Origin of the sequence: Psychromonas arctica DSM 14288, assembly GCF_000482725.1 — a bacterium.
GTDB lineage: Bacteria > Pseudomonadota > Gammaproteobacteria > Enterobacterales > Psychromonadaceae > Psychromonas > Psychromonas arctica.
The window spans coordinates 334,477-338,957 of sequence record NZ_KI519477.1 but is presented as its reverse complement, the minus strand read 5'-3'; the positions used below and the strand labels follow the sequence as shown (position 1 = coordinate 338,957).

The window sequence follows — 4,481 nt, the reverse complement described above, 5'->3', positions numbered from 1 at the left end:
ATAACAAACAAGGATAGGTGTCGCGCAGCCGACACCTTATCTGGGTGTTGGACAAGCCCGAATGAGACTCTTTGCTTTATATAGTAAATAGTGGAATGGGTTTTGGGCTGGCTCAATAATTCAACTTTCTTTAAGGCGAGTCTCACTAATATACAATTGATACCTCAATTATATCAGTATGTTATATTTTATATGTTGGATGCTATATCACCTCTCTGGCTTGTTAATCTTTCATTTGTGTCAATTATCTGTTTAAGACCGTACGTTTTCACGCATTAGTTTCTCAGTCGACTTAAGCCCATAAAATGCATTTCATGGTGACAGCATGGGCAAATACAGACAGCACGCTTGCGTTTTACTGGTGTCGCCATTGTGCTTATATCGCTCCCCAATATCAGCAATATTTGTAGTCGCAATTGTTTGGCATTGCCTCTTAAAAACCCGTAATCTCTCACCCGTTGCAGACCTTTTGGTAACACGTGTTGTAAGATTAACCACAAGAATTCGAGCACAGGTAAAGTACGTTCTTTAGTCATATTAGTGCTGCTTTCTTTATACTTAAATGTGACCATTTCTTCGGATAGATTAATAATGTCTTTATCGGGTAACACGCCACGATACAGATAGCGTGATAAGTATTTAAAAGCAGAAGCACCAAATCCGACCTTACGGCAATCTACCATCCATTTTTTAGGCGTGTCAGTGGGCATGGTTAACTTCGCGCTCTGGTTAATCGCATCAATGACTCTTGCTCGCCATACTTTAGCGAGTGCAAATTCATTAAACAGATATTGCTTATCACTTTTACACCACTGTTTTTTCACAGCATTATATCGTCCGCAGGGCACAATAATATGCACATGAGGGTGACATTCTCGGCGACGATTATGTGTGTGCAATACACTAGTAAATCCTAAACTGCCTTTATTCTCTCGCTTGGCAAAGTCTTTTAATATGCCCGCCGTCACTTGTAACATCAATTGATACAGTGCTTTGGGGTGTTGACGAACCAGTACTCTCAATTGATAAGGTAGCGTAAAGGTGACCATAAAATAGTGCACGGGTAATAGTTTATCGGTCTGTTTAGCTAACCAATTTGAAGTGGTTTGATGCAAACATTGTGGACAACTTCTATTCCCACAGGATGCTGGGAGTTGTTGGTCATGCTGACAATGGCCACAATGCCATTGGGTCGTTCGATTTACATCGTTTTTACAGTGCAGCATATCAGTGATAGCGCGACGAATATCTTGATTCAACAATCCACCATATTGTTGCTCCAGTTTTGCTTGATAGCGCTCAAGTAGTGCAATAAATTGGCTCATGATGCCTCCCATTGAATTGATAACCTGTTGGTTAATTGGTTCAAGGCGGTGACATTATCTTTTTGTTTGAGTGGGGTAAGTTGAGTGTATTTCGCTGTCGTATTCAGGCTGTGATGTCCCAATAGTATTTGCAGAGAGCGTAGGTCAATACCTTGCTCTAAGAGATGAGTTGCAAAGCAATGTCGTAATGAATGTGGACTGATAGATTTATTAATACCCAATTCAGTCATTACTTTTTTCAACGCTTTCTGCACACTGCCTTTATCCATCGGCACTTGTGTATTTTTACCAATACTTGGAAATAACAACTGCGTATGACGATGCGTTGACCAATAGCAACGTAATGCAGAAAGTGTTCGTTTGGGTAAAGGGAGTAAACGGTCTTTGCCTCCTTTACCTTCGCGAATATGCACTTGCATGGTATGGCTATCAATGTCGTTCACCGTCAAATCAAGGGCTTCACTTAAGCGTAATCCCATGCTGTACAAAACAAGAAAAAACACCTGATAACGTAACGCACGAGTGTGGCTAATCATCAATCCAATTTGTTGTGGCGTGAGAATGTCTGGAATGCGTTTTACTTGTGGTGGTTTGACAATATTGAGCCATTCCCACTGTCTATCGAGAGTATGTTTATAAAAAACTGTAATCCATTTCGGTCTAATTTAATGGTACTCCATGAGTGAGTTTGAATGAGTTGTGCAAAGTAACACTTTAAATCTGCTTTGGTTAATGTGTCAGGTGTGCGGTCAAAAAAGGTAGTTATTCTACGTACTGCACGAGAGTAGGCATCAATCGTGGCAGGTCTCATGCCTTGCAGTGTTAGGTTGGTCAAATGCTGTTGATATAAAAGGTTAAAGTGTTGTTGCTCTGAAGTGTTCATGGCTTATACTCCTATTAGATATCACCGAAAAGTGATATAGATATAAGTATGAACGTTATTGGTATTTTGTTTTTCTGCCGCACAGCGGCTTCGTTCAACAAGCGCTTCAAACCGGAACAAAAACAGCTGGCTTTGTTTCGTTCCTCAACAAGTTTAGCCAGCTGTTTTTGTTCGCTTAAGCGTGCGTTAAGCGTATAGGAGTGTGTTGTGACATATGGTTACCGTTTAAATGTAGAGCAACTTCTTTTAAAAAATGCAAATGAGTATTGGGAAGAGGCGTCTACTAAGTTTGTTGAAGTTTCTGATTCTGTTCCTGAAACAGGAGCTACTTTGACATTACTCGCTCCAGAGTTTGATGATGAAGATACAATTTCACAATGTATTCAAGCTGTTTTAGGTTGGGCTATTGCTACAGAAGCTTTTATAAATTTAGTTTGGCAAAATTGCCCTGATACAGCTGAAATTGATGAACGTAATTTTCGAGGCACTGTTAGTAAAATTAAGCATCTTTGTAAAACTGTTCAAATTGAATATGGAGCTCTATCTTGGAGAGATAATTTAGTTGAGCTATTTAATTTAAGAGATTACCTCGTTCATTATAAAGACTCGATTACATATATTGGTTTTAGTTTTGCTCCAAAGTTTCAGCGTGACTTTTCAAAAGAATTTATGGAAAGCTATCAGAATGCAGTCATATGCTTATTTAAGATGTTTGGTGACTCTTTTAATGTAGATGTCTCATTTCTGAATGGAGAGTATGATTTATTCTTTTATGACGAATAATATTCTCGAAAAATACGCTTAACAAACAAGAATAGGTGTCGCGCAGCCGACACCTTATTCGGGTGTTGGACAAGCCCGTTTGAGGTTGGTTTACTTATTATAGTAAATAGCGGTTTTTATACTAAAGGAATGTCGATGATTCAGTTTTCTGAGGGTAAGTCTCGCTAAGATACAATCGATAGCTCAATTATATCAGTACCTTATATTTTTATGTTGAATGCTAATCAACCTCCTTTTATTACTTAGACTACTCTATTTTTCTGCCTGCCGATGAACTTATGAAGCTCAAGCGTAAAGAGGCATTAATGACTCAGTCGTCCCATGCCCATAAATTGCATGATGTGCTGACAACAGGGACAAATACAATTTAAACGTTTCAGCACATTTGGTGGTGTTGACACTGCCACGACATTCACGTCAAGCAATAACAGAATCTGTAATCGTAATCGCTTCGCATTTCCCCTTAAAAATCCATAATTTCTTACCCGCTGTAATCCTTTAGGTAACACATGTTGCAGTATCAACCATAAGAACTTAAGTACGGGTAAAGTGCGTGTCTTCATCAGATGGGTACCACCTTCTTTATATCTAAACGTGACCTCTTCATCGGTTATGTGAATAATATCTTTGTCGGGTAACACGCCTCGATACAGATACCGTGATAAATATTGAAATGACGACAAGCCGAATCCTACCTTACGACAATCAACCACCCATTTATTGGGAATGTTGGTTGGTAGTGCTAACTGAGGGTGATGATTGATTGCCTCCATCATTCTGCCTCGCCAAACCTTAGCTAACGAGAAAGCATTAAACAGGTAGCGTTTATCCCCTTTATGCCATTGCTTCTTGCCCGCATCGTAGCGACCACAAGGAATAACAATGTGTAGATGAGGATGTAGTTCTCTTTTGCGATTGTGAGTATGCAGCACACTGGTAAAGCCTAAGTTGCCTTTATCCTCTCGTGATGCAAAGTCTTTTAGTAAATTCGATGTGACTTTAAACATCAATTGATAGAGGGCTTTGGGATGTTTTTGAGCAAGTACTCTGAACTGATAGGGTAGGGTAAAGGTCACCATAAAATAGTGTACGGGTAATAACTTATCGGTTTGTTTGGCTAACCAATTTGATGTGGTTTTATGCAAACATTGTGGGCAACTTCTGTTCCCACAGGATGCAAGGTGTTGTTGGTCATGCAGGCAATGTCCACAATGCCATTGGCTATAACGAGACTCATCCTGCTTACAATGCAACATGTCAATGATGGCACGGCGAATATCTTGATTCAACAATCTACCATATTGTTGTTCCAGTTGTGTTTGATAGTGACCAAGTAGTGCAATAAATTGGCTCATGAGACCTCCCATTGAATTGATAACCTGTCAGTTAACTGATTCAGTGCGGTGACGTTATCCTTTTGTTTGAGTGGGGTAAGTTAAAAAAGTAGTAGACATCCATAAACTTTTACAGCCAAATAATCATCAAAAAAT

Annotated in this window: 5 protein-coding genes; 1 reads left to right on the top strand and 4 read right to left on the bottom strand. The window is 39.4% G+C overall.

The features are described from left to right. Window positions 1-275: 275 nt before the first annotated feature. The 3 genes from H592_RS0113065 to H592_RS24655 are packed head-to-tail and all read right to left on the bottom strand — an operon-like array spanning window position 276 to window position 2,208. A complete protein-coding gene (locus tag H592_RS0113065; protein ID WP_028866992.1) occupies window positions 276-1,325 on the bottom strand; it encodes an IS91 family transposase in 1,050 nt (349 codons plus the stop codon). Next, window positions 1,322-1,861: a tyrosine-type recombinase/integrase gene (locus H592_RS24660; protein WP_245600338.1), complete on the bottom strand. Its 540-nt coding sequence runs from the start codon at window positions 1,859-1,861 to the stop codon at window positions 1,322-1,324. The genes H592_RS0113065 and H592_RS24660 overlap by 4 nt, the downstream gene beginning before the upstream one ends. A 41-nt stretch (window positions 1,862-1,902) precedes the next feature. Then, window positions 1,903-2,208: a site-specific integrase gene (locus H592_RS24655; protein WP_245600339.1), complete on the bottom strand. Its 306-nt coding sequence runs from the start codon at window positions 2,206-2,208 to the stop codon at window positions 1,903-1,905. Window positions 2,209-2,415: 207 nt separating this feature from the next. Between H592_RS24655 and H592_RS0113055 the strand changes: the two genes are divergently transcribed. Next, window positions 2,416-2,991, top strand: a complete 576-nt coding sequence (locus H592_RS0113055; protein WP_028869157.1) for a hypothetical protein — start codon at window positions 2,416-2,418, stop codon at window positions 2,989-2,991. 302 nt (window positions 2,992-3,293) lie between these two features. Here H592_RS0113055 and H592_RS0113050 read toward each other — a convergent pair whose 3' ends face one another. Then, complete coding sequence (locus tag H592_RS0113050) at window positions 3,294-4,346, bottom strand: IS91 family transposase (protein ID WP_028869156.1); 1,053 nt, start codon at window positions 4,344-4,346, stop codon at window positions 3,294-3,296. Window positions 4,347-4,481 lie beyond the last annotated feature (135 nt).

Bases quoted from the DNA above. Each gene is read 5' to 3' on its own strand.
- H592_RS0113065 (WP_028866992.1), bottom strand. From the start codon at position 1,325: ATGAGCCAATTTATTGCACTACTTGAGCGCTATCAAGCAAAACTGGAG.
- H592_RS0113050 (WP_028869156.1), bottom strand. From the start codon at position 4,346: ATGAGCCAATTTATTGCACTACTTGGTCACTATCAAACACAACTGGAA.
- H592_RS24655 (WP_245600339.1), bottom strand. From the start codon at position 2,208: ATGAACACTTCAGAGCAACAACACTTTAACCTTTTATATCAACAGCAT.
- H592_RS24660 (WP_245600338.1), bottom strand. From the start codon at position 1,861: ATGATTAGCCACACTCGTGCGTTACGTTATCAGGTGTTTTTTCTTGTT.